This is a genomic window from Achromobacter animicus (genome assembly GCF_040775605.1).
GTDB lineage: Bacteria > Pseudomonadota > Gammaproteobacteria > Burkholderiales > Burkholderiaceae_B > Achromobacter > Achromobacter animicus.
Map to the genome: position 1 here is coordinate 1,357,549 of NZ_JAYGJK010000001.1, position 24,772 is coordinate 1,382,320.

A 24,772-nucleotide genomic window follows, 5' to 3' on the forward strand; every position below is an offset into this window, starting at 1 on the left:
GCATCTGCAGCGGCGTGGCGCGCGGTGGAACGCGCGGCCGGGCCAAGACAATTCACGAAACACCTCGCGGCGCGGAAGAGGGCAGGAAAAGGGCGAGTCGGACTCGATACGGACTGGATTCTAATACAGTCGTGTATCCGGATTCAATGTTGAATCTGAAACCGTCGCCGGTGCTAAACTCCGCCCATGTCAAAAGTGCGCCTAACCCGAGAGCAGAGCCGTGACCAGACGCGTCAGCGCCTGCTCGACGCTGCCCAGTCGATTTTTCTGTCCAAGGGTTTCGTGGCGGCCAGCGTCGAAGACATCGCCGAGCAGGCGGGCTATACGCGCGGGGCGTTCTACAGCAACTTCGGCAGCAAGTCCGAACTGTTTCTGCAACTGCTCAAGCGCGACCATGAAAACGTCATGGCCGACATGCGCGCCATCTTCGAAGCCGGCGAGACCCGGCAACAGATGGAAGCGCGCGTGCTCGATTACTACAGCACGCACTATCGCGAAAACGACTGTTTCCTGCTTTGGATGGAAGGCAAGCTGCAGGCCGCGCGCGATCCGGACTTCCGCGTGGGATTCATCGCCTGTCTGCGCGAACTGCGCGCCGCCACCACCGAATACATCCGCCAGTTTTCGGCTCTCGTCGGCACACCGCTGCCGCTGCCGGCCGAGCAGCTTGCGCTGGGCCTCCTGGCTCTGTCCGACGGCATGCAGTTCAGCTATGCCTTCGATCCCCAGGCCGTCACGCCCGAGATGACCGAGGCCGTGCTGGCCGGGTTCTTCCGCCGTGTGGTCTTCGGCGACGCAACGCCCGAATAAGACCGTGGCGCCGATCTGAAAACTTCCGATTCCTGACTCAGGTGATTGTCAGCTTGGGTGCGCCCGTGATAGTAATACCGGCGGTGCACCGGTCGTGCTGAGGGGGCCAGCGCCATGTTCCGCGACCCTCGGGCACAAGGAGTGCATCCATGACTTCGGAATCCCGATCCGGCACGACGATCCATCGGCCCGTCTTCTTTTCCGCAGCCCTATTCACCGTGCTGCTCGTCGCCTTCGCCATCATTGCGCCCAAGGCGGCGCAGGACCTCTTCGGCGCGATGCAGGCCTGGATCATCAGCAACGCCAGCTGGTTCTACATCCTGGTCGTCGCGATCATTCTGCTCTCGGTCGCGTTCCTGGCGATCAGCCGGTACGGCGACATCAAGCTGGGCCCGGACCACAGCGAGCCCGATTACCGTAATTTCACCTGGTTCGCCATGCTGTTCTCCGCCGGCATGGGCATCGGGCTGATGTTCTTCGGCGTGGCCGAGCCCGTCATGCACTTCGTGTCGCCGCCGGTGGGCGAGGGCGGCACGGTCGAGGCGGCGCGCGAGTCCATGAAGATCACCTTCTTCCATTGGGGCCTGCACGCCTGGGCGATCTACGCGGCGGTGGCGTTGACGCTCGCGTTCTTCAGTTTCCGTCACGGGCTGCCGCTGACCCTGCGGTCCGCGCTGTATCCGCTGATTGGCAACCGCATCCATGGCCCGATCGGCCATGCGGTCGACATCTTCGCCATCATCGGCACCGTGCTGGGCGTGGCGACGTCGCTGGGCCTGGGCGTGGCGCAGATGAACAGCGGGCTGAATCACCTGTTCGGCATTCCGGTCGGCGTGGTGCCGCAGATCATCCTGATCGTCATCACCTGCAGCCTGGCGACGATGTCGGTGGCCAGCGGGCTGGACAAGGGCATCCGCATCCTGTCGGAAGCCAACATGGTGCTGGCCGTGATCCTGCTGCTGTTCGTGCTGATTGCCGGCCCCACTGTGTTCCTGTTCCAGACATTTGTGCAGAACACCGGCGCCTACCTGTCCGACATCGTCAACAAGACCTTCAATCTGTACGCCTACGAGCCGACCGATTGGCTGGGCGGCTGGACCCTGTTCTATTGGGGCTGGTGGATCGCGTGGTCGCCGTTCGTGGGTCTGTTCATTGCCCGCATCTCGCGCGGCCGCACCATCCGCGAGTTCGTCTGCGGCGTGCTGCTGGTGCCCGCCGGCTTCACGCTGTTCTGGATGACGGTGTTTGGCGACACGGCCATCTACTACATCCTCGTTGGCGGCGACCAGGGCCTGGCACAGGCGGTGGATAAGGACAGTTCGCTGGCGCTCTTCGCGTTTCTTGAGTTATTGCCCTGGAGCAGCGTGATATCGGTCTTTGCGATTGCAATGGTGGCCGTGTTCTTCGTCACGTCCGCCGACTCGGGGGCGCTGGTCGTGGACCTGCTGGCCTCGGGCGGCGCGGACCGCACGCCGGTGTGGCAGCGGATCTTCTGGTCGCTATCCATGGGGGCGGTGGCTATTGCGCTGCTACTGGCCGACGGCCTGACCGCGCTGCAGACCGCCACCATCGCCAGCGCGCTGCCGTTCTCGATCATCCTGCTGCTGTCGCTATGGGGGCTGTTCAAGGCGCTCAAGCTTGACGCGACCAAGCGGGGCATCCGCTACCAGTCGCTCACGCTTTCCCGGCCGGCGCGCGGCGGCCAGTCCTGGGAACGCCGCCTGCGCAACATGGTCATGATGCCGCGCCGCGCCCACGTGCTGCGCTTTATTTCTGACGTGGTGCGGCCGGCCCTGGAAGACGTGGCCGATGAATTGCGCAAGCAGGGCTATGCCGTAGAGGTCCGCGAAGACGAAGACGGCGGCGGCGCGATCCTGGAAGTCTCGCACGGCGAACATCTGGACTTTTCCTACGCCGTCCAGCCGCAGGCCTTCGTGCGGCCCAGCCTGACGCCAGACGAGGCGGCCGACGAAGACGAGCGCAAGTATTTCCGCGCCGAGGTCCATCTGCGCGAAGGCGGCCAGGACTACGACATCATGGGCTGGAGCCGCGACGCGGTGATCGGTGACATCCTGGATCAATACGAGCGGCATCGTCATTACCTGCACATGGTGCGCGGGTGAGCCGATTGCGCTGATCCGCCCGTTCCATTTTTCTTCTTAGGCCACGCGCATCGCGTGGCCTTTTTTTCGCCCATAGGCCGCCGCTATCCCCTTCATTGCTTTCGCTGCTTTGACGAACCACCGCAATTCGTGGATTATCCAAGCAAATTCTTGTTTAAATAAAAAGTGAGCGAAAAATGAAGGTGAAGGCAGGAGCATGGGCGGTCGTCGCCCTGGCCGTGGCGGCGGTGGCCGGCGGGGCGATGTACTGGAAATCCAAAGCGGCAACGCAGGGCGGCGGTTGGTCGATGCCGCCCGCCAAGGTCGCCGTGGCCGCCGCGGTGCAGGCGGACTTCCCGGTCGTCCTTGCCGGCATCGGCTCGCTGGAAGCCACGCGCCAGGTGCTGGTGCCCGCAGAGGTGGACGGTCGTGTCGCGCAGATCCTGTTCACGCCGGGCGAGTCCGTGAAGGCCGGGCAGTTGCTCGTGCAGTTGAATGACGCGCCCGAGCAGGGCGAGCTGGCGCGGCTGCAAGCCCAGGCGCGCAACGCGCGGGCCTTGCTGGACCGCACGCGCCGGCTGGTGCCGCTGCAGGCCGCGACGCGCGAACAGCTGGATCAGGCGCAGGCCGACCATGAGCAGGCCGCTGCCGACGTGCGGCGCGTGCAGGCGCTGATCGACCAGAAACGCATCAAGGCGCCGTTCGATGGGGTGCTGGGCGTGCGCCGCGTGAACCTGGGCCAGTTTGCCCGCGCCGGCGATCCGCTGGTGTCGCTGACGGATGCGTCCTCCGTGTACGCCAACCTCACGCTGCCCGAACAGGCGCTGGGCACGCTGCGCGTGGGCCAGCCGGTGGCCGTGACGGTGGTCGCCCACGCCGGCCGTGCCTTCCAGGGCAAGGTCACGACCGTGGAGCCCCAGGTTGACCCTGGCACGCGCACGGTCCGCGTGCAGGCGCTGCTGGCCAATCCGGACGGCGCGCTGTCCGCCGGCATGTATGCGCAGGGCAGGATCAGCCTGCCCGACCGCCCGAATGTCATCACCGTGCCGGAGACGGCCGTGAGCTACAGCGCCTATGGCGATTCGGTCTATGTCGTGGCCGCGCCGGAATCCGGCACGGCCGGCGCGGCACCCACCGTCCGCCAGGCCTATGTGAAGACCGGCGAACGCCTGCGGGGCCGCGTGGTGGTGACCGAAGGGCTCAAGGCCGGCGACCAGGTCGTCACGTCGGGCCAATTGCGCCTGCATAACGGCGCCGCCGTCGAAATCCTGCCGAACGACACCGTCGCGCTGACCGCGCCAGGGCAGACCGTGGCGCAAGCCCGGTAAGGCACGGAGGCTCCCATGAAGTTCACCGATCTTTTCGTGCGCCGCCCCGTGCTGGCGCTGGTGGTCAGCACGCTTATCCTGCTGCTGGGCATCAAGGCGCTGAGCGGGCTGCCCGTCCGGCAGTACCCGCTGACCGAAAGCACCACCATCACCATCACCACGCAGTATCCGGGCGCCTCGCCCGACCTGATGCAGGGCTTCGTGACCCAGCCGATCGCGCAGTCCGTCGCCACGGTCGAAGGCATCGATTACCTGTCGTCGTCGTCCACGCAGGGCCGCAGCGTGATTACCGTGCGGATGAAGCTGAACGCCGATTCCAACAAGGCCATGACCGAGGTGATGGCCAAGGTCAACGAGGTCAAGTACCGCCTGCCGCAGGACGTCTACGATCCGGTGCTGGTCAAGTCCGCGGGCGAGGCGACGGCCGTGGCCTACGTGGGCTTTTCCAGCACGAATCTGTCGCTGGCCGCGCTGACCGACTACCTGTCGCGCGTGGTGCAGCCGCAGCTCTCGTCCATCGACGGCGTCGCAAGTGTCGAGCTGTACGGCGGGCAGAAGCTGGCGATGCGCGTGTGGCTGGACCCGGACCGCATGGCAGCGCGCGGCATTTCCGCCGGCGAATTGGCCGACGCGCTGCGCCAGAACAACGTGCAGGCGGCGCCCGGACAGGCCAAGGGCCTGTACGTGGTGTCCAACATCCAGGTCAACACCGATCTCGTCAATGTGGCCGAATTCCGCGATCTCGTCATCAAGCAGGAGGGCGGCGCCATTGTCCGGCTGGGCGACGTGGCCACGGTGGAACTGGGCGCGGCGTCCACGGATTCAAGCGGTCTGATGGACGGCGAACCGGCCGTGTACTTCGGCCTGAACGCCACGCCCGTCGGCAATCCGCTGGTCATCGTGAAGCGCCTGAACGAGCTGTTGCCCAACATCAAGCAGAACCTGCCGCCCGGCACCAGCGTGCAGGTGCCGTTCGAGCTGGCCCGCTTCATCAGCGCGTCCATCGACGGCGTGACGCAGACGCTGCTGGAGGCCATCGTCATCGTGGTGGCGGTGATCTTCCTGTGCCTGGGCTCGCTGCGCGCGGTGCTGATTCCGGTGGTGACCATACCGCTGTCGATGCTGGGCGGCGCGGCCATCATGGCCCTGTTCGGGTTCAGCGTGAACCTCTTGACGTTGCTGGCGATGGTGCTGGCCATCGGCCTGGTGGTGGACGACGCCATCGTCGTGGTCGAGAACGTGCACCGCCATATTGAAGAGGGCAAGTCGCCCGTGCGCGCGGCGCTGATCGGCGCGCGCGAGGTCGCGGGGCCGGTGATCGCCATGACCATCACGCTGGCGGCGGTCTATGCGCCGATCGGGCTGATGGGCGGACTGACCGGCTCGCTCTTCAAGGAGTTTGCGTTCACGCTGGCGGGGGCGGTGGTGGTGTCGGGCGTGATCGCGCTGACGCTGTCGCCGGTGATGAGCTCGTTTCTCTTGAACGGCCGGGTGGCCGACGGCTGGATGGCCCACAAGGCGGAACACTTCTTCGGCCGCTTGGGCGACGCCTATGGCCGCGTGCTGGACGTGTCGCTGCATCATCGCTGGGTCACCGGCGTGCTGGCCGTGGCCGTATTGGCCAGCCTGCCGTTCCTGTACAACGCCGCGCAGCAGGAACTGGCGCCGGTCGAGGACCAATCCACGGTGCTCACCGCCATCAAGTCGCCGCAGCAGGCCAACATCGACTACGTCGAGAAGTTCGGCAAGAAGTGGGACGACGTCATGAAGACGCTGCCCGAGCAGAACGGACGCTGGCTGATCAATGGTTCCGACGGCGTGTCCAACAGCATCGGCGGCGTGAACTTTGTTGACTGGCAGGACCGCAAGCGCTCGGCCGACGAGATCCAGGCCGACATGCAGGCGATGGCCAATGGCGTGGAAGGCAGCAACATCTTCGCGTTCCAGCTGCCGTCCTTGCCCGGCTCCACCGGCGGGCTGCCCGTGCAGATGGTGCTGATGAGCGCGTCGGACTATGCCGTGGTCTATGACGCCATGGAGAGCCTGAAGAAGGCCGCGCGCGAAAGCGGCCTCTTCATGGTGGTGGACAGCGACCTGGACTACAACAATCCGGTTGTGCAGTTGAAGGTGGACCGCAGCAAGGCGAACAGCCTGGGCGTCACCATGAAGGCCATCGGCGACACGCTGGCGGTGCTGGTGGGCGAAAACTACGTCAACCGCTTCGGCATGGACGGGCGTTCGTATGACGTCATTCCGCAAAGCTTGCGCGAGCAGCGCATCTCGCCGCAGGCGCTGGCGCAGTACCACGTGAAGAGCGCCTCGGGCGCGCTGGTGCCGCTGTCCAATCTGGTGTCGGTGTCGATGGGCGTGGAGCCCAACAAGCTCACGCAGTTCAACCAGTTGAACGCCGCCACGTTCCAGGCCATTCCCATGCCGGGCGTCACCATGGGCGACGCGGTGCGGTTCCTGACGCGTGAGGCGCAATCGCTGCCGGCAGGCTTCAGCTACGACTGGCAGTCCGACGCGCGCCAGTTCACGCAGGAAGGCTCGGCGCTGATGATCACCTTCATCTTCGCCATCATCGTCATCTACCTGGTGCTGGCCGCGCAGTACGAAAGCCTGCGCGATCCGTTCATCATCCTGGTGAGCGTGCCCATGTCGATCTGCGGCGCGCTGATTCCGTTGGCGCTGGGCATGGCCACCGTCAACATCTACACGCAGATCGGGCTGGTGACGCTGATCGGGCTGATCAGCAAACACGGCATCCTGATGGTGGAGTTTGCCAACGAAATGCAGGTCAGCCACGGGCTGGACCGGCGGGCCGCGATGGAGCAGGCCGCCCGCATTCGCCTGCGTCCCATCCTGATGACCACGGCCGCCATGGTCATGGGGCTGATCCCGCTGCTGTTCGCCACCGGCGCCGGCGCGCACAGCCGCTACAGCCTGGGGCTGGTCATCGTGGTGGGCCTGCTGGTCGGCACGCTGTTCACGTTGTTCGTGCTGCCCACCGTCTACACCGTGTTTGCCCGCGATCACCGGGCGGCCAACGACACGCCGCGTGCCCGTGAACTGGCGCAGGCTGACGCCGAGGACGCGCGCGCCGCGGCCTCGCATTGAGGAATCGAACATGAATAAGCTGCACCGCTATCCCCGGCTGAGCCGCAGTGCCGTCGTGCTGCTGGTTGCCCTGGCCTTGGCCGGCTGCGCCGTCGGGCCGGATTACCAACAGCCGAACCCGGCGCCCGTCGTCCTGGCCAGCCCCGAACAGGCGCTCTTTTCCACCGACCAGGTCCAGCGCGACTGGTGGAAGCAATTGCAGGACCCGCAGCTCGATCGCCTGATCGACATGGCGCTCGCCCGCAACCTGGATATCCGCATCGCCCAGGCGCGCCTTGCCGAATCGCGCGCGGTACTGGACGAAAAGGAACTGGACAAACTGCCCGCCGTGACCCTGGGCGGCGGTTACGCGCGCAGCCTGTCGCAGGCGAACCCCGGCGTCGCCGGCCAGCGCAATCTGGCCGAAAGCTATCGCGCGGGCTTCGACGCGACCTGGGAGCTGGACCTGTTTGGCCGGCTGCGCCGCGCGGCCGAGGGCGCGGCTGCCCGCAGCGAGGCGCAGGCGGCCGACCTGGCGCAGGCGCGCATCGTGGTGGCGGCCGAGGTCGCGCGCAACTATTTCGAGCTGCGCGGCGCCGAGCAGCGGCTGGCCGTGGCGCGCGCCAACCTCGCCAGCCAAGAGGACAGCCTGCGCGTGACCCAGGCGATGGTGTCGGCTGGCCGCGGCGACGAGGGCGACCTGGCCAGCGCGCGGGCGGAGCTGGAGACCGTGCAGGCCAGCATCCCTGTGCAGGAGACCGCGCGCCGGCTGGCGCTGTACCGGATCGCGGTGCTGGCGGCCCTGCGCCCGGTGGAACTGGGTGCGCTGGATGCCGCGACGCCGCTCGCGCCGTTGACGGCGCGGCTGCCCATCGGCGATGTGGGCACCTTGCTGTCGCGGCGTCCGGACGTGCTGGCCGCCGAACGCAACCTGGCCGCCGCCAATGCCGACGTGGGCGTGGCCACGGCCGAGCTCTACCCGCGCGTCGACCTGGGCGGATTCCTGGGATTCGTTGCGCTACGCGGCGCGGACTTCGGCTCGGCGGCTAGCCGCGGGTTCAGCGTGGCGGCCGACGCGGGCTGGCCCGCCTTCCATCTGCCTACGGCGCTGGCCCGCAAGCGCGGCGCCCAGGCGCGCCTGGAAGGCGAGGCGGCGCGCTACGAGCAGGCGGTGCTGCGGGCGGTGCAGGAGGTGGAGGAGGCCCTGGCCGAGTACGGGCAGACGCAGCAGCGCCTGGGCAGCCTGGCGCAGGCCGCCGCGCACAGCGGACGGGCCGCGGAACTGGCCCGGCTGCGCTACCGCGAAGGCAGCACGCCTTATTTGACCGTGCTGGACGCGCAGCGTACGCTTTTGCGCGCCCAGGACGCCGTGGCCGTCGCCGAAGCCGAGTCCTACACGCGCCTCATTGCGCTATATAAGGCGCTGGGGGGCGGATGGCAGGCCCAGCCCGCCGACGCCGTGGCGGCAAGCCAGCCCGGCGCCGGCTGACCACCGCAAGCCGTCCGTGGCACCATAGGAACCTTCTTCCGGAGCATCGATACCTCTCATGTCTGACAGCTTGTCCCACCCGGCCGCCGCGACACCGCACCAGCCTGCGGACCGCGTGCTCATGACCCTGAAGACGCGCGGACCGCAATCCATCGCGGTCATCGCGCGCGCCATGGACGTGACGGCCGAGGCGGTGCGCCAGCAGATGACGCGCCTGCATGCCGACGGGCTGGTCGACTTCGAAAGCCAAAGCGCGGGCCGCGGCCGGCCCACCCAGATCTGGTTCCTGACCCAGGCCGGCCATGGGCGCTTCCCGGACACGCACGCCGAGATGACGGTGCAGATGATCGCGGCCGTGCGCCAGGTGTTCGGCGATGACGGCATCGACAAGCTGGTGCAGGTGCGCGAAGGCGCCATGCTCAATGTCTACCAGCAGGCGATGCAGGACGCGCCGGACTTGAAGACGCGGCTCGCGCGCCTGGTCGACGTGCGCAGCGCCGAGGGCTACATGGCGGAACTGCGTGAAGACGGCGCGGATTTCGTCTTCATCGAGAACCATTGCCCCATCTGCTTCGCGGCCAAGGCCTGTATGGGCTTCTGCCGCAGCGAGCTGGAACTCTTCCGCAAGGTGCTGGGCGAGGGCGTGCAGGTCGACCGCGAAGAACACATCCTGGCCGGGGCGCGGCGCTGCGCCTACCGCGTCAGCCAGCGGCCATGACGCTCAAGCAGCTCGAGGCCTTCTACTGGGCCGCCACCTGCGCCAGTTTTGCCGTGGCGGCCGAGCGGCTGCATCTGTCGGTGTCTTCGCTGTCCAAGCGCATCACGGAACTGGAAGAGGGGCTGGGCCAGCCGCTCTTTGACCGCAGCGGCCACAAGGCCGTGCTGACCGACGCGGGCCAGCGCCTGCTGCCGCAAGCGCGCGGGCTGCTTGCCACGGCCGACCAGATCCGCGCCTCCATGACCGAAATGCCGGGTCTGCGCGGCCGTTGCCGCTTCGGCGTCGGCGAGCTGACGGCGCTGACCTGGCTGCCGGGGTTGATACGCGCCGTGCGCGCGGCCTACCCGGAGCTGGTGCTGGAGCCGTACGTGGACATCGGGCAGGTGCTGGAACAGCGCGTCGCGGACGGCGAGCTGGATTTTGCCGTGATCGCCGGCCGGTCTTCCCGCGCCGGCATTGCGTCATCGCCCATCGGCGAGGCGCACTTCTCCTGGGTCGCCGCGCCCTCGGTGCTGCAACCGGCCGACACCGGCATGACGATGGCCTTGCTGGCCCGGCTGCCGCTCGTCACGCTGCCCGAAGGCGCGGGCACCACGCGCATCATCGACGACTGGCTCGGCGGACGCGAATCCGCGGGCGAGCGCCTGTGCTGCAACAACTGGGGCGCCATCGTCGGGCTGCTGATCGAGGGCACGGGCGTGGGGTTGCTGCCCAGTCATTGGGCCGAAAAGCTCCAGGCCGAAGGCAGCCTGCGCGTCCTGCACGGCGAGCCCGAACTGGCCGCCTTGCCCTACGCCTTCCAGTACCGGCGCGACGACGCCCGGCCGCTGGTCGCCATGCTGCGCGACACGGTCGCCGCGTCGGCCGATTTCTCGGCCCCTTGCCGCCTGCCCTGAGCCTTTCGTCCGCAAGGCGGCCGCCACGGGCGTATAGTGGGCGGCGCGTCACCCGCCGGTCTATACAATCGCCGCGCGCCTGGCGCAGAATCCAACAACAAACAGCGTGCGCACAAGGGGGATGGGCCCGGCGATGCGGCGCGTCCCGGGGTCTGTTGCTCCCAGCCAGGCGGTGCCTCCGCGCACGAGACGACAGATCCTGACGGTATCGACGGAGATCATTCATGCGTAAACTTTGCCTCGCCATGGCCATGGCGGGAATGCTGGCCACCGGATTGGCGAACGCCCAGTCCACGCTGCGTATCGGGCTGCAGGACGACCCGGACGTGCTGGACCCGGCGCGCGCCCGCACCTTTGTCGGCCGCATCGTGTTCGCCTCGTTGTGCGACAGGCTGGTCGACATCACCCCCGATCTGAAGATCGTGCCGCAGCTTGCCCAATCCTGGACCGTCGGCCCGGACAACAAGACGCTGACCTTCAAGCTGCGCACGGATGCCGTGTTCCACGATGGCACCCCCATCAACGCCGCCGCCGTCAAGGCCAACCTCGACCGCGCCCGCACGCTGCCCGACAGCAACCGCAAGAGCGAGCTGGCCACCGTTGCCAGCGTGGACGCGCCCGACGAGCACACCGTGGTGCTGAACCTGTCGGAACCGGATGCCTCGCTGCTGTCGCAGCTGTCCGACCGCGCCGGCATGATGATTTCGCCCGCCAGCTTCGACAAGGACCCCGGCGGCAAGCCCGTGTGCTCGGGCCCGTACCAATTCAAGGAGCGCGTGCAGAACGATCGCATCGTGCTCGAGAAATTCCCCAAGTACTGGGATGCGGCCAATTACCACTTCGACCGCCTCGTCTATACGCCGATTCCGGACAACACCGTGCGCCTGAACAACCTGCGCGCCGGCGACCTGGACATCATCGAACGCGTGGCGCCCAGCGACGCCAAGGCCGTCAAGGATGACGCCAGCCTGCGTCTGGCGCCGGTCACGGGCCTGGGCTTTCAGTCCATTTCCGTGAACCTGGCCAACGGCGCGCGCGCCGACCATCCGCTCGCCAAGGACAAGCGCGTGCGCCAGGCGCTGGATCTGGCCATCGATCGCGACGTCCTGAACCAGGTGATCGGCGAAGGCATGTTCCAGCCCGCCCACCAGCCGTTCCCGCCCGCCAGCTTTGCGTACAACAAATCCTTCGATCGCCCAGGCCGCGACCCCAAGAAGGCGCAGGCGCTGCTGAAGGAAGCCGGCTACGACCGCGTGAAGGTCGAAATCACCTTCGGCAATAACACCACCATGCAGCAGGTCTTTGAACTGGTGCAGGCCATGGGTGCGGAAGCGGGCTTCGACATCTCGCTGCGCCCGGTCGAGTTCGCCTCGCTGCAATCCTCGCTGGCCCGCGGCGACTTCCAGATCGGGCAGAGCGGCTGGTCGGGCCGGGTCGATCCCAGCGGCAACATCCACCAGTACCTGAGCTGCAAGGGCAACCTGAACGACGGCAAATTCTGCGACCCCGCCGTCGACAAACTGCTCAACGACGCCCGCGCCGAAGCCGACACGACCAAGCGCCGCGCCATGTACGACCAGGTCCTGGCCGCGATGCAGGACCAGCGTCCGATTATCTATTTGTTCTACCTGCCCTGGACGTTCGGGGTGCAGGCCAAGGTGGACGGCTTCGTCCCGTACCCCGACGGTCTGATCCGTCTAAAAGGTGTACAGAAAAAGTAATGCCTCGGGGCCCGCATATGCGGGCCTCTTCACGGGCGGCGCTGACACCGCCCCAACACCAGGACCCACCATGTTTACGACTCGCCCGGAAATCCTCGGCACCTTCGGTGTCGTGACGTCCACCCATTGGCTGGCCAGCTCGGCCGGCATGTCGCTGCTGGAGCGCGGCGGCAATGCGTTCGATGCCTGCGTCGCCTCGGCGTTCGTGCTGCAGGTGGTCGAACCCCATCTGGTCGGCCCGGCCGGCGAAGTGCCGGCCGTGTTCTATTCGGCCCGCACCGGCAAGGTCCAGGTCTTGTGCGGGCAGGGCGCCACGCCCGCCGCGGCCACGCTGGAACGATATCGCGCCGAAGGCCTGAAGCTCATTCCCGGCAACGGCCTGCTCGCCACCGTGATCCCCGGCGCGTTCGATGCCTGGATGCTGCTGCTGCGCGACCACGGCACGATGCGCGTGCGGGACGTGCTCGAACCCGCCATCTATTACGCGGAACACGGCCATGCGCTGATGCCGCGCATCTCCAACACAATTGCCGGCCTGAAAGACTTCTTCGAAACCCACTGGCCGACGACCGCCCAGGTCTACGTGCCGGGCGGGCAGGTGCCGCAGGCCCGCAAGCTGTTCCGCAATCCGGCATTGGCCCGCACCTGGACCCGCGTGCTGCAAGCCGCCGAGGGCGCCGGCGCCGACCGCGAGCGCCAGATCGAGGCCGCGCGCGACGCGTTCTACCGTGGTTTCATCGCCGACGAAATCGACCGCTTCGCCCGCAACACCGACGTCATGGACGAAAGCGGCGCCACCCACCGCGGCGTCATCACGGCCGACGACCTGGCCGGCTGGTCCGCCAGCTACGACGAACCGCTGACCTACGACTATCACGGCTACACGGTCGCCAAGGCCGGCGCCTGGAGCCAGGGGCCGGTCTTCCTGCAGACACTCGCCATCCTGAAAGACATGGACCTGGCGGGCGTCAGTCCCACCAGCGCCGAATTCATCCACCGGGTGACCGAGGCCATGAAGCTCGCCTTTGCCGACCGCGAAGCCTATTACGGCGACCCGGCCTTCATCGACGTGCCGCTCGCCCATCTGCTTTCCGACGCGTACAACGCCGAACGCCGCCAACTGATCGGGGAGGGCGCGTCGCACGACCTGCTGCCCGGCCAGGTGCCCGGCTTCGAGGCGCAGGTCGCGCGCGTCATGGACACGCTCGAGCGCCTGTCGCCCGTCACCGCGCCCGGCAGCGCCACGAACGAACCGACCCTTGCCGATATGCGCGCGTCGGCCAAGCGCGGCGACACCACACACGTGGACGTGATCGACCGCTGGGGCAACATGATCTCGGCCACGCCGTCCGGCGGCTGGTTCCAGTCCTCGCCGGTCATTCCGGAATTGGGCTTCGGCCTGAACACCCGCGCCCAGATGTTCTGGCTGGAAGAAGGCCTGCCCGGCACGCTGGCGCCGGGCAAGCGCCCGCGCACCACGCTGACCCCGTCGCTCGCGCTGCGCGATGGCAAGCCGTACCTGGCCTTCGGCACGCCGGGCGGCGACCAGCAGGAACAATGGCAACTGCTGTTCTTCCTGCGACACGTGCACCACGGCCTGAATCTGCAGGAAGCCATCGACCTGCCCATGTCGCACACCATGCACTTTCCCACGTCCTTCTACCCGCGCGACCGCAAACCCGGTCATCTGGCGCTGGAGGCCAGCTTCGGCGCCGAGGTCATTGCGGCGCTGCGCCAGCGCGGCCACCAGATCGAAGAACTGCCCGAGTGGTCGGTCGGCCGGCTGACCGCCGCTTCGCGTGACGCGGACGGACTGCTGCATGCGGCCGCCACGCCGCGCCTGATGCAAGCGTACGCCGTCGGCCGTTGAACGGACGGCGCACGCTTTCTTACAAAGCGTGCGCCGTGCGGCGTCTTGCGGCGGTTTACCCGCTTAGGGTATGTTTGTCGCATGACGCCATCCGAGCAGAGCCCGGCAACAGCGGCTCGACCCCTCACGGGAAAAGAACCCTTATTCATCGTCCTCAATAAAGGATCGGGGCGCGGCGACGCGCAGGTCCTGCAGGACACCATCCGGACAATCCTCGACGAGGCCGGGCGGCGCTACGAACTCATGCCGGTCGGCGATCCGTCGCGGCTGACGGACGTGGCGCGCCAGGCGGTCAAGCGCGCCCAGGACGAGCAGGGCGTCGTCATCGCCGCGGGCGGCGACGGCACGCTCAATGCCGTTGCATCCACGGTGCTGGGACAAGGCGTGCCGTTCGGCATCCTGCCGCAAGGCACCTTCAACTACTTCGGCCGCACCTACGGCATTTCGCAGGAAACCGAGGTGGCGCTGCGCGGCTTCCTGCAAGGCACCATCCGGCCCGTTCAGGTCGGCCTGCTGAACGGCCGGCTGTTTCTCGTCAACGCCAGCCTCGGCCTGTATCCGCAACTGCTCGAAGACCGCGAGGCCTACAAGCAACGCTACGGGCGCAGGCGCTGGGTTGCGCTGTGGTCAGGCCTGGTCACGCTCTGGCGCCAACCGCGCCAGCTGGGGTTGCAGCTCGAATTCGAGGGCAAGTCGCGCAGCCTGCGGTCGCCGACGCTGGTCGTGGGCAACAACAAGCTGCAACTGGAACACATCGGCATCGAGAACGACGAGCTCGACCGCAATCGGCTGATCGCCATGGCGGCGCGGCCGGTGGGCACGCTGGCCCTGTACGGCCTGCTGGTGCGCGGTTTGCTCAGCCGGATGGGCGACGCCGAGAACGTCATCAGCTTCGCCTTCGACAAGCTGACGGTCGGTGTGCGCGGGCGCCGCCGGGTCAAGGTGGCGATGGACGGCGAGATCTCCTGGATGGACACGCCGCTTGAATTCAAGGTGGCGAGCGATCGCCTGCCCCTGGTGGTGCCGGCGGACCCTGAGCTTCTGGACCGCTCATGACGCGGATCCTGCATTTGTCGGACACCCATTTCGGCACGGAGCGCAAGGCGGTCGTCGAAGCCGTGCTGGACCTGGCGCGGCAGTTGTCGCCCGATCTGGTGGTGCTCAGCGGCGACATCACCCAGCGTGCGCGCCGCAGCCAGTTCGCCGCCGCGCGCCGGTTCATCGAGCGTCTGGCGCTGCCCGTGCTGGCGGTGCCCGGCAATCACGACATCCCGCTGTACAACGTATTCGCACGCGCCCTCAATCCCTACGGCAACTACAAGCGCGCGCTGGGCCCGATCCTCGAGCCCGTGTTCGAAAACGATGGCGTGCTCGCCATCGGGGTGAACACCACGCGGCCAAAACGCCACAAGGATGGCGAAATCTCCGATGCCCAGATCGCTCGCGTCGCCCAGCGGCTGCGCCAGGCTCGGCCGGGCCAGTTGCGCCTCGTCGTGGCGCACCACCCGGTGCGCGCCAAGGTCGAATCGGACCTGTCCAATCTGCTGATCGGCCGGGAGCGTGCGCTGTCGGCCTGGGCCCAGGCGGGTGTCGACCTGGTGCTGGGCGGTCACATACACTTGCCCTACGTGCTGCCGCTGACCGCGCCCACCGGACCGGCCGGCTGGATCGTCCAGGCCGGGACGACCTGCTCGCACCGGGTGCGGGGCACCGTGCCCAACTCGCTGGGCGTGATCACCCGCTCTGAAGAGGAAGGCCAGCAGGTCTGCCACGTCGAGCGGTGGGATTACGCGGCGGGCGCGCATGCCTTCGCGCCGGTCGACAAGACGCTGGTCTCGTTGTAGCAGGGGGCGCGGCCCCCACGCACCTTTCTTTTTGATGGCGCATACATGACCGATGTCTACGCGGCATGGGCCGCAGCCCATGCCCTCTCTTTGTTTGTCGCGCTGCCGCTGGTCGCGGGCGGCGTGGCGCTGCTCTTCATGCGCTGCCACGGCCGCCTGTCCGGCAACGGCCGTGCCGCGCTCTTCGCCGCGACGGCGGGCATTTCCTTTGCGTTGTTTCTGGCGCTGGCCCTGGCCGTCGAAAGCCGCGGGACGATCGTGGCGTTCGACAGCGCGCTCGCCAATGCGCTCAGCATGTCCATGTCGACGTCCATGCTTTGGTTGCTGTCCTGGATCACGTATCTAGGTGACCGCAACCTGCTCACGGTCGTCGCCGTGTTGATGACGATTGCGCTGCTATGGCGCGGGTCGTGGCAGCTCGCGCTCTTCTGCGCGGTCGCGACAGGCCTGAACGGCGCGCTGAACTGGCTGTTCAAGCACACGTTCGAGCGCGTGCGCCCCGACCACGATCACGGCTACGCCATGGCGACCGGCTGGAGCTTCCCCAGCGGCCACTCGTCGGCGGCAATGGCTGTGTACGGCACGGCCTGCTACCTGATGTGGCGATTCGCGCCACCCGCGTGGCGTCTGCCCTGCGTGGCGTTCATGGCCGCGCTCATCATGGCCATCGGTCTCAGCCGCATCCTGCTGCAGGTGCATTTTGCGAGCGATGTCGTAGCCGGGTTCGCGGTCAGCCTGGGATGGCTGGTCCTGTGCGTGGCGGCCGTCGAACGGCTGCACGTGTCAGGCAGGACGGTTCAGCGCGTCCAGTAGGCGCGCCTCGATGCCGTCCGCGGCGGGCGCCTGCATTGGCGCGCAGGTGTAGCGCCCGCCCGCGCAGGTGATGGCGCGGTCAAGCTGCCGCATCCGGTCGGCGGGTGGCGGGTCCAGATCGATGATCAGCTTGCCGGCAATGGGCGCAGTGACCTGTCCGTCGCTGAAGCGCTCCAGCGTGCGATCGATCTCGCGCTCCCGGGGCAGGGCCAGCACGATGGTGTCTGACTCCGCCAGGGCTTCGCGCGCCGAGGTTGCCAGCGTCGCGTTGCCGCGGAAATCTTCGCACCGCTCCGCCTCGATGTCATAGAGGGTCAGCGCAATGTCGGGCTCGGCGGCCAGCAGCCGCCGCGCGGCCATCGTGCCGATCCTGCCCATGCCGACGATGCTGACGCGCGGGCTCATGGCTTGGGCACCGACCACGTGCTCACGATATGCGCGACCGGCTCGTCCGAGCCTTCGCCGGTCAGCACGACTTCGCCCGCGGAAAGCCTGCCCACCTTGAGCAGCCGGGCATGCGCATGGATGGCGCCTGCCGGACTTTTGCGCAGGAAATTGATGGTCAGGCTGGCCGTGACCGCGTGGGCCTGCCCGGTGGCGCCCACGACTGCCGCATACATGGCCAGGTCGGCCAGTCCCATCAGCATCGGTCCGGCAACAATGCCGCCCAGCCGCTGGTGCGTGTCCCGGGCGGGCAGCACGGCGTGCGCCGTGCCGTGGCCGATGTGCAGCACATCGATCCCCAGCAGCATCGAGAACGGATGCTGGTCGGCAAGCAGCACGTGAAAGTCGGCAAGGCTGATCTGCGGCGCGCGCGCATCGGCGGCGAGGGCGGTTGCGGTCATCGTTGTTCCAGGGCGTGGCAATAGTTGTCCAGCAGCGCATCGGCCTGCTGGCCCAGCGACTTGAGGCGGCGGGTGTGCACCAGCAGCAACAGTCCCATCAAATAGGTGAACACGTTCATCTGCTCGGCCTGAACGGTCTCGTCCCGCCAGCCTTTTGTGCGCGACAGCGCCTGGCCGATCAGATCGATGCATTGCCGCAACCGGCCGTTGAGCTTTTCGTCCATGTCCCGGCCGAGCCCCCGCGGGCCCAGTCCCTGGAACAGATACATCCCCAGCGAAAAATCCGTGCGCCGCTGCGCGTAGTAGGCAAAAAACGCCCCTATTACGCCGCGCGCGGCCGACTGCGGCGTCTCAGCATCGCCCGCCTGCGCCAGATGCGCGTGCAGCCGTTGCAGCGATCCGTCCAGCAGTTCCCCGTAAAGCGCCTCCTTGCCCGCGAACCAGGGATAAATGGCGCCCGTCGTGCAACCAGCCTCTTTGGCGATGGCCCGGATCGTCGTCTTTTCCAGACCATCCCGTTCAAACACGCGCTGCGCGGCGTCCAGGATGATCTGCCTGCGCAGGGCGCTCAGGCGTTCGTTGCGGTCGGCACGAGGGGAAGGGGTGGACATGGCGCTCAGCGGCTATGCGGTGCCAACGATCATATCGACGATTTTTATTAATAACAACGTTATTAGCGCCGCACGTGATTACGATGATCTTCAGTGCCGGCATCATCCCGGCCGCTCCGGTTTAGCGCTGCATGGCAGCCGGAGCCGCGAAGAAAGTAGCGTGACGAATGGGTTTTGGAATTGCCCGGAAAATTGGGGGCAGGGCCGAAAGTCGCATGGTTGCGCGCTCGGGCAGTTCGGTAAGGGAAAGCCCTAGCGTTGCGCGGCAAGCATCAGCGGGATGTTGCAACTTCCCAACAAGCCTGTCGCAAACCTGCACTTTTCTGATGCCGACCATAGCCAGTCCCCCCGATTTTTGATGCAATAGCGTCAACTTCCCTTCGCGGAGTTAGGGGGGCGGCAGGCTGGTTTGCTGGATTGCTGCTCTTGTCACTCAAATCAACGGAGATTTCTTAAATGAAAAAGACTCTGCTCGCTGCCGCCCTGCTCGCCGGTTTCGCCGGTGTCGCCCAGGCAGAAACGTCTGTCACCCTGTACGGTATCATCGACACGGGCCTCGGCTACAACCGTATCAGCGGTGTTAGCGACGCCGTCAACGGCAGCCGCTTCGGCATGATCAACGGCGTCCAAAACGGTTCGCGCTGGGGTCTGCGTGGTTCGGAAGATCTGGGTGACGGCCTGCGCGCTGTTTTCCAACTGGAATCGGGCTTTGATTCGGGCAACGGCCGTTCGGCTCAAGGTGGCCGTCTGTTCGGTCGTCAAGCCACCGTCGGTCTGGCCAGCGACAGCTGGGGCCAACTGGACTTCGGTCGTCAAACCAACATCGCTTCGAAGTACTTCGGTTCGATCGATCCGTTCGGCGCTGGCTTCGGTCAAGCTAACATCGGTACCGGTCTGAGCGCCGCTAACACGCAGCGCTACGACAACATGGTCATGTACCAAACCCCGTCGTTCAGCGGCTTCCAATTCGGCGCCGGCTACTCGTTCAGCGCCGACGACACGAAGACGACCGAAACCGGCTTCAAGACCGCCGACAACACCCGCGCCATCACCGCTGGTCTGCGCTACGTCAACGGCCCGTTGAACGTCGCTCTGTCGTACGACCAACTGAACGCCTCGAACCGTCTGACGACCGAAGCTACCGACGCTACCCCGCGTTCGTACATGATCGGTGGTTCGTATGACTTCGAAGTGGTCAAGCTGGCCCTGGTCTACGGCCGCACCACCGACGGCTGGTTCGCTGGCCCCGGCGTGAACGGCAACTCGATCCTGTCGGCAACCGCCAGCGGCATCAGCAACGTGTTTGCTGACGGCTTCAAGGCCAACTCCTACCTGGTCGGCCTGTCGGCCCCCATCGGTGGCGCTTCGAACGTCTTCGGTTCGTGGCAGCGTGTTGACCCGTCGAACGACAAGCTGACGGGCGACGATGCCAACATGAACATCTACTCGCTGGGCTACACCTACGACCTGTCCAAGCGTACCAACCTGTACGCCTACGGTTCGTACGCCACCAACTACGCCTTCCTGGACGACGTCAAGTCGACCGCCGTCGGCATCGGTGTGCGTCACCGCTTCTAATCCAATGCAGGGCGCAAGCCCTGTGTGGATTTAAAGCAAAAGCGAACGGGCCTCGGCCCGTTCGCATGAACCACCCTTTTGGGGGTGGTTTTTTTTCGTCTGCGGACTGAATTCAGGCATACTACGGCTTCGTGTCGTTCGAGCCGCACATGCTCGACATGCACCGACGAAAGCTGCAATTGTTCCATTTGAGGAATGCAGTCTTTCGCCTGCTATTCAAGCTACAGAGTTCAGCCGGAAGTAACCGCGCGAATGCTACAATCCTAAGGTTTGCGCATTTGACGGACGCCTGAATGAACCTGCAACAGTATTTTCCCGTCCTGCTGTTTATCGTAGTGGCCACCCTTATCGGGTTCGCGCTTCTAACGGCCGGCTCCCTCCTTGGCCCGCGGCGTCCTTACGCTGAGAAGCTCTCGCCTTACGAGTGCGGCTTCGAAGCGTTTGAAGATGCACGCATGAAGTTTGACGTGCGCTACTACCTCGTGGCGATTCTGTTCATTCTTTTCGACCTGGAAATCGCGTTCCTGTTCCCGTGGGCCATTGCCCAGGGCACCGTCGGACTCGTCGGTTTCTGGACGGTCATGGTTTTCCTCGCCGTGTTGACCGTCGGCTTCATCTACGAATGGAAAAAGGGCGCGCTGGATTGGGAGTGACCTTCGGGTTCATTTCACAGCACGTTATCAGAGACGAATATGGCTATAGACGGCATTCTCAAGCAAGGGTTCATCACCACCAGCGCCGACAAGTTCCTGAACTGGGCGAAGACCGGTTCGATGTGGCCCATGACCTTCGGTCTGGCCTGTTGCGCGGTTGAGATGATGCACGCGGGCGCAGCCCGCTATGACCTGGACCAATTCGGCATCATCTTCCGGCCCAGCCCGCGCCAGTCCGATCTTATGATCGTTGCCGGCACGCTGTGCAACAAGATGGCGCCCGCGCTGCGCAAGGTCTACGACCAGATGCCCGAGCCGCGCTGGGTGGTTTCCATGGGCTCCTGTGCCAATGGCGGCGGCTACTACCACTACTCGTATTCGGTGGTGCGTGGCTGTGATCGCATCGTACCGGTAGACGTCTACGTGCCGGGCTGCCCGCCCACGGCCGAGGCGCTGGTCTACGGCTTGCTGCAAATGCAGAACAAGATCCGTCTGACCAACACGATTGCGCGCTGATGCTTCGTCAGGTTCGACGGCAGGCCTCAGCCGCCTCGAACCTGCGAAACCAGCGTATCGGTTCACCTAAGCGTACAAGATGATGACCAGGCTCGAATCCCTGAAAAACAATTTGCAGACCACCCTCGGCGCGGACATTGCGCTGACCGAGGCGCTGGGCGAGCTGACGCTCGAAGTGCCCGCGGAGCAGTGGTTCTCCGTCTGCAACAAGCTGCGCACCGAAGCCGGCCTGCGCTTTGAAACCTGTATCGACCTCTGCGGCGTCGACTACCTGACCTGGGGCAACGGCACGCGCCAGATGCCCGAGGAAACCAACGTCCGCATCCACCGCTCGCGTTATGCCGTGGTGGCGCACCTGCTCTCCCTCGAGAACAACTGGCGGCTGCGCGTGCGCACGTGGGCGCCTGACGACGAGTTCCCGATGGTCGCCTCGCTGATGGAATGCTGGCCCACGGTCGGCTGGTTCGAGCGCGAAGCCTTCGATCTGTACGGCATCGTCTTCGAAGGCCATCCGGACCTGCGCCGCATCCTCACCGACTACGGCTTCATCGGCCATCCGTTCCGCAAGGACTTCCCGCTGTCGGGCACCGTCGAAATGCGCTACGACCCTGAGCAGCGACGCGTCATTTACCAGCCGGTCACGATCGATCCGCGCGAGATCACCCCGCGCGTGGTGCGCGAAGACACCTACGGCATGGGGCGTTGAATCATGGCAGACATCAAGAACTACACCCTGAACTTCGGTCCTCAACACCCGGCCGCGCACGGCGTGCTGCGCCTGGTGCTCGAGCTTGACGGCGAAGTCATCCAGCGCGCCGATCCGCACATCGGCCTGCTGCACCGCGCCACCGAAAAGCTGGCCGAACACAAAACCTACATCCAGGCGCTGCCCTACATGGACCGCCTGGACTACGTGTCCATGATGTGCAATGAGCACGCCTACGTCATGGCCATCGAAAAGCTGCTGGGCGTCGAAGCCCCGCTGCGCGCGCAGTACATCCGCGTGATGTTCGATGAAATCACGCGTCTGCTGAACCACCTGATGTCGCTGGGCTCGCACGCCCTGGACGTGGGCGCGATGGCGGTGTTCCTTTACGCCTTCCGTGAACGCGAAGACCTGATGGACTGCTACGAAGCGGTCTCGGGCGCGCGCATGCACGCGGCCTACTACCGGCCGGGTGGCGTCTATCGCGACCTGCCGGATTCCATGCCGCAGTACGGCGACTCCAGCAAGTTCCGTGGCGACAAGGAAATGCGCGTCATGAACGAGGCGCGTTCGGGCTCGCTGCTGGACTTCATCGAAGACTTCACCAACCGCTTCCCCGGCTGCGTCGACGAGTACGAAACCCTGCTCACCGACAACCGCATCTGGAAGCAGCGTCTGGTCGGCATCGGCGTGGTCGATCCCGAGCGCGCCAAGGCGCTGGGCTTCACCGGTCCGATGCTGCGTGGTTCGGGCGTCGCCTGGGACCTGCGCAAGACGCAGCCCTACGAAGTCTACGATCTGCTTGATTTCGACATCCCCGTGGGTGTCAACGGCGACTGCTACGACCGCTACCTGGTCCGCATCGCCGAGATGCGCCAAAGCAATCGCATCATCCGCCAGTGCGTGGAATGGCTGCGCAACAATCCCGGCCCGGTCATGATCGAGAACCACAAGATCGCCCCGCCGTCGCGTACCGCCATGAAGACCAACATGGAAGAGCTGATCCATCACTTCAAGCTCTTCACTGAAGGTTTCCACGTGCCCCCGGGCGAGGCGTTCGCCTCGGTGGAGCACCCGAAGGGCGAATTCGGCATCTATCTGGTGTCCGACGGCGCCAACAAGCCTTACCGCCTGAAGATTCGGGCGCCTGGCTTTGTCCACCTGCAAGCGCTGGATGAAATGTCGCGTGGCCACATGATCGCCGACGCCGTCACCATCATTGGCACGCAGGACATCGTTTTCGGCGAGATCGATCGCTGATCCGCCCAGACAGTCACGAGCACGCCCGCATAACCCGGATTCAAACTATGCTGCTTTCCGAACAGGCCTACCAGAAAATCGACCGTGAACTGGCCAAGTTCCCGGCCGACCAGCGGCAGTCCGCCATCATGGCCTCGCTTGCCATCGCGCAAGAAGAGAAGGGCTGGTTGGCTACCGAAGTCATCGAAGACGTGGCCAACTACATTGGCGTTCCGCCCATCGCGGTCCAGGAAGTCGCCACGTTCTACAACATGTTCGACGTCAAGCCCGTCGGCAAGAACAAGATCGCCGTCTGCACGAACCTGCCCTGTGCCTTGCGCGACGGCGACCGCGCCGGCGAATACCTCAAGCGCAAGCTGGGCGTCGACTATCGCCAGACCACCGAAGACGGCCAGTTCACGCTGGTCGAAGGCGAGTGCATGGGTGCCTGCGGCGACTCCCCCGTGCTGATCGTGAACAACAAGCATATGTGCGTGCGCATGACCGACGAGAAGCTGGACGCGCTGGTCGCGGCCCTCAAGCAGCAAGGAGAGTCGGCATGAACGCGCCTGACCTGTACAAGCAGTTCGCGCAGGGGCTGGATCCCAACCCCCTGAACGACCTGTCCAACTCGATGGCCCTGCACGGCCGCCACCTGCAGCCGCAGATCATGGCCGACGTCGACGGCGCCAACTGGCGCCTGGCCGACTACGTCAAGCGCGGCGGCTACGAAGCCCTGAAAAAGATCCTGACCACCGGCATGAAGCCGGAAGACGTGATCGCCGAAGTCAAGGCGTCGGGTCTGCGCGGCCGTGGCGGCGCGGGCTTCCCGACCGGCCTGAAGTGGAGCTTCATGCCGCGCGCCTTCCCGGGCCAGAAGTACCTCGTCTGCAACTCCGACGAAGGCGAGCCCGGCACGTTCAAGGACCGCGACATCCTGCGCTTCAATCCGCACATCGTGATTGAAGGCATGGCGATCGCGGCCTACGCCATGGGCATCAGCGTCGGCTACAACTACATCCACGGCGAAATCTTCGAAGTCTACGAGCGCTTCGAAGAAGCGCTGGAAGAGGCGCGTGCCGCCGGCTTCCTGGGTGACCGCCTGTTCGGTTCCGACTTCAGCTTCCAGCTCCACGCTTTCCACGGTTACGGCGCCTACATCTGCGGCGAAGAAACCGCGCTGCTGGAATCGCTGGAAGGCAAGAAGGGCCAGCCGCGCTTCAAGCCGCCGTTCCCGGCCAGCTTCGGCCTGTACGGCAAGCCCACCACCATCAACAACACGGAAACGTTCGCGGCGGTGCCGTGGATCATCCGCAACGGCGGCCAGGCCTACCTGGAAGTCGGCAAGCCGAACAACGGCGGCACCAAGCTGTTCTCGATCACCGGCGACGTCGAGCGTCCCGGCAACTACGAGATCCCGCTGGGCACCCCGTTCTCGACGCTGCTGGAACTGGCTGGCGGCATGCGCGGCGGCAAGAAGCTGAAGGCGGTCATCCCCGGCGGCTCGAGCGCCCCGGTCCTGCCCGCCGACATCATGATGGAATGCACGATGGACTATGACTCCATCGCCAAGGCCGGCTCGATGCTCGGCTCTGGCGCTGTGATCGTCATGGACGAGACGCGCTGCATGGTGAAGTCGCTGCTGCGCCTGTCGTACTTCTATTTCGAGGAAAGCTGCGGCCAGTGCACGCCGTGCCGCGAAGGCACCGGCTGGCTCTACCGCATGGTGCACCGCATCGAAAACGGTCAAGGCCGTCCGGAAGATCTGGAGCTGCTGGACAACGTGGCGCTCAACATCATGGGCCGCACCATCTGCGCTCTCGGTGACGCCGCCGCCATGCCCGTCCGTGGCTTCCTCAAGCATTTTCGCGACGAATTCGCGCACCACATCGAGCACAAGTCTTGTGTGGTCCCGCAATATCTGTAGGTCTCAGGAA

General features: G+C 65.7%; 22 protein-coding genes. 19 read left to right on the plus strand and 3 right to left on the minus strand.

Features of this window, described 5'->3' with window-relative positions; translation table 11 throughout:
• The first annotated feature begins 186 nt into the window (after positions 1-186).
• The 12 genes from AB3147_RS06100 to AB3147_RS06155 all read left to right on the plus strand — a co-directional run bounded on the left by AB3147_RS06100 (position 187) and on the right by AB3147_RS06155 (position 16,687).
• Positions 187-810: a TetR/AcrR family transcriptional regulator gene (locus AB3147_RS06100; RefSeq protein ID WP_175137294.1), complete on the plus strand. Its 624-nt coding sequence runs from the start codon at positions 187-189 to the stop codon at positions 808-810.
• A gap of 149 nt (positions 811-959) precedes the next feature.
• Positions 960-2,933 (plus strand): BCCT family transporter, encoded by a 1,974-nt coding sequence (locus AB3147_RS06105; RefSeq protein ID WP_367351569.1) that lies wholly within the window; start codon positions 960-962, stop codon positions 2,931-2,933.
• Between the two features lie 176 nt (positions 2,934-3,109).
• On the plus strand, positions 3,110-4,240 hold the full coding sequence (locus AB3147_RS06110) for an efflux RND transporter periplasmic adaptor subunit (RefSeq protein ID WP_367351570.1): 1,131 nt from the start codon (positions 3,110-3,112) through the stop codon (positions 4,238-4,240).
• A 15-nt stretch (positions 4,241-4,255) separates the two neighbouring features.
• Entirely contained in the window at positions 4,256-7,357 is a 3,102-nt protein-coding gene (locus AB3147_RS06115; RefSeq protein WP_367351571.1) for a MexW/MexI family multidrug efflux RND transporter permease subunit, read from the plus strand.
• 10 nt (positions 7,358-7,367) lie between these two features.
• Positions 7,368-8,825 carry an efflux transporter outer membrane subunit gene (locus tag AB3147_RS06120; protein WP_367351572.1) on the plus strand — a complete coding sequence of 486 codons (1,458 nt, stop codon included), beginning with the start codon at positions 7,368-7,370 and terminating at the stop codon, positions 8,823-8,825.
• Positions 8,826-8,883: 58 nt separating this feature from the next.
• Complete coding sequence (locus AB3147_RS06125; RefSeq protein WP_175123027.1) at positions 8,884-9,543, plus strand: helix-turn-helix transcriptional regulator; 660 nt, start codon at positions 8,884-8,886, stop codon at positions 9,541-9,543.
• The gene (locus AB3147_RS06130; RefSeq protein ID WP_175123026.1) at positions 9,540-10,439 is read left to right on the plus strand and encodes a LysR family transcriptional regulator; all 900 of its coding nucleotides are present in this window, start codon (positions 9,540-9,542) and stop codon (positions 10,437-10,439) included. The genes AB3147_RS06125 and AB3147_RS06130 overlap by 4 nt, the downstream gene beginning before the upstream one ends.
• Before the next feature lie 224 nt (positions 10,440-10,663).
• Entirely contained in the window at positions 10,664-12,160 is a 1,497-nt protein-coding gene (locus AB3147_RS06135) for an ABC transporter substrate-binding protein (protein ID WP_367351573.1), read from the plus strand.
• A gap of 70 nt (positions 12,161-12,230) precedes the next feature.
• The gene (locus tag AB3147_RS06140; RefSeq protein WP_367351574.1) at positions 12,231-14,030 is read left to right on the plus strand and encodes a gamma-glutamyltransferase family protein; all 1,800 of its coding nucleotides are present in this window, start codon (positions 12,231-12,233) and stop codon (positions 14,028-14,030) included.
• Positions 14,031-14,111: 81 nt separating this feature from the next.
• Positions 14,112-15,086: a diacylglycerol/lipid kinase family protein gene (locus tag AB3147_RS06145; RefSeq protein WP_175137301.1), complete on the plus strand. Its 975-nt coding sequence runs from the start codon at positions 14,112-14,114 to the stop codon at positions 15,084-15,086.
• Positions 15,083-15,874 carry a metallophosphoesterase family protein gene (locus AB3147_RS06150; RefSeq protein WP_175123022.1) on the plus strand — a complete coding sequence of 264 codons (792 nt, stop codon included), beginning with the start codon at positions 15,083-15,085 and terminating at the stop codon, positions 15,872-15,874. Before AB3147_RS06145 ends, AB3147_RS06150 begins: the two co-directional genes overlap by 4 nt.
• A gap of 45 nt (positions 15,875-15,919) precedes the next feature.
• Positions 15,920-16,687, plus strand: a complete 768-nt coding sequence (locus AB3147_RS06155) for a phosphatase PAP2 family protein (protein ID WP_175137303.1) — start codon at positions 15,920-15,922, stop codon at positions 16,685-16,687.
• On the opposite strand, the gene AB3147_RS06160 is transcribed toward AB3147_RS06155, so the two are convergent.
• The 3 genes from AB3147_RS06160 to AB3147_RS06170 are packed head-to-tail and all read right to left on the minus strand — an operon-like array spanning position 16,658 to position 18,143.
• The gene (locus tag AB3147_RS06160) at positions 16,658-17,092 is read right to left on the minus strand and encodes an NAD(P)-binding domain-containing protein (RefSeq protein ID WP_175137304.1); all 435 of its coding nucleotides are present in this window, start codon (positions 17,090-17,092) and stop codon (positions 16,658-16,660) included. The two genes, AB3147_RS06155 and AB3147_RS06160, sit on opposite strands and share 30 nt — an antisense overlap.
• Positions 17,089-17,532: a PaaI family thioesterase gene (locus AB3147_RS06165; protein WP_175123019.1), complete on the minus strand. Its 444-nt coding sequence runs from the start codon at positions 17,530-17,532 to the stop codon at positions 17,089-17,091. The genes AB3147_RS06160 and AB3147_RS06165 overlap by 4 nt, the downstream gene beginning before the upstream one ends.
• Complete coding sequence (locus AB3147_RS06170) at positions 17,529-18,143, minus strand: TetR/AcrR family transcriptional regulator (protein ID WP_175137305.1); 615 nt, start codon at positions 18,141-18,143, stop codon at positions 17,529-17,531. Before AB3147_RS06170 ends, AB3147_RS06165 begins: the two co-directional genes overlap by 4 nt.
• A gap of 456 nt (positions 18,144-18,599) precedes the next feature.
• Here AB3147_RS06170 and AB3147_RS06175 point away from each other — a divergent pair, with 456 nt between their 5' ends.
• The 7 genes from AB3147_RS06175 to nuoF all read left to right on the plus strand — a co-directional run bounded on the left by AB3147_RS06175 (position 18,600) and on the right by nuoF (position 24,762).
• Positions 18,600-19,721 carry a porin gene (locus AB3147_RS06175; RefSeq protein ID WP_175184214.1) on the plus strand — a complete coding sequence of 374 codons (1,122 nt, stop codon included), beginning with the start codon at positions 18,600-18,602 and terminating at the stop codon, positions 19,719-19,721.
• A gap of 293 nt (positions 19,722-20,014) precedes the next feature.
• Positions 20,015-20,374, plus strand: coding sequence for an NADH-quinone oxidoreductase subunit A (locus AB3147_RS06180; protein ID WP_006217959.1), 360 nt, complete (start codon positions 20,015-20,017; stop codon positions 20,372-20,374).
• 39 nt (positions 20,375-20,413) lie between these two features.
• Positions 20,414-20,890: a NuoB/complex I 20 kDa subunit family protein gene (locus AB3147_RS06185; RefSeq protein ID WP_006217960.1), complete on the plus strand. Its 477-nt coding sequence runs from the start codon at positions 20,414-20,416 to the stop codon at positions 20,888-20,890.
• 79 nt (positions 20,891-20,969) lie between these two features.
• Complete coding sequence (locus tag AB3147_RS06190; RefSeq protein ID WP_175123016.1) at positions 20,970-21,596, plus strand: NADH-quinone oxidoreductase subunit C; 627 nt, start codon at positions 20,970-20,972, stop codon at positions 21,594-21,596.
• A gap of 3 nt (positions 21,597-21,599) precedes the next feature.
• Positions 21,600-22,856, plus strand: coding sequence for an NADH-quinone oxidoreductase subunit D (locus AB3147_RS06195; protein WP_175123015.1), 1,257 nt, complete (start codon positions 21,600-21,602; stop codon positions 22,854-22,856).
• 47 nt (positions 22,857-22,903) lie between these two features.
• Positions 22,904-23,398 carry an NADH-quinone oxidoreductase subunit NuoE gene (gene nuoE / locus AB3147_RS06200; RefSeq protein WP_056321718.1) on the plus strand — a complete coding sequence of 165 codons (495 nt, stop codon included), beginning with the start codon at positions 22,904-22,906 and terminating at the stop codon, positions 23,396-23,398.
• Entirely contained in the window at positions 23,395-24,762 is a 1,368-nt protein-coding gene (gene nuoF / locus AB3147_RS06205) for an NADH-quinone oxidoreductase subunit NuoF (protein WP_175123014.1), read from the plus strand. Before nuoE ends, nuoF begins: the two co-directional genes overlap by 4 nt.
• Positions 24,763-24,772: the final 10 nt, after the last annotated feature.